The 536-nt window shown below is 62.1% G+C and carries 1 protein-coding gene; it reads left to right on the top strand.

Annotation, left to right across the window (positions count from 1 at the left end):
- Positions 1-220: 220 nt before the first annotated feature.
- The coding region (locus tag ACXMYJ_RS29380; RefSeq protein ID WP_460359584.1) for a transposase family protein at positions 221-536 on the top strand (316 nt) is incomplete at its 3' end.

Below are 536 nucleotides of genomic sequence, written 5' to 3'. Positions count from 1 at the left end.
TGACTACCTACGGCTGCAACCCGACAACCTTGCGTTGAAGAGGCTGCGAACTGGAAAACCGGCTCTTCCGGAACGACGGTGCGTAGAACGGGTTCTCGTGACCACTAGATGTAGGTGATCAAGGTCGCGGGGTGATGGGCGGTGTCGCTGGAGGTGTAGGCGGGTCCTGTGGTGTGAGGATGAAAGTTCTCACACACCCACCCGGACACCGACAGGACCCATGTTGCAGCGTAGCGCTATTGCCGACACCATTTGCCGCACCATCGAGCTCGGGGTGACGATCACCGATGCCGCCCTCGACGGCGAGGACCGCACCCACGTGTTCTGCGAGGTCCTGGAACCGAAGAACACATGTCCCGGATGCGGACAGCCGGGTCGGCTGCGTGACCACATCGATCGTGAGGTTGCTGATCTGCCGATCGTGGGGCATCCGACTCGGCTGCATATCGCGGTGCCGCGCTATCTGTGCGACAACCCGGACTGTCCCACCACGATCTTTCGTGCCGACATCTCGACGATCGTGGCGCCGCGGGCAC

The organism is Mycobacterium sp. ZZG, from assembly GCF_054786995.1.
This window is presented reverse-complemented; position numbering and strand designations above follow the sequence as displayed.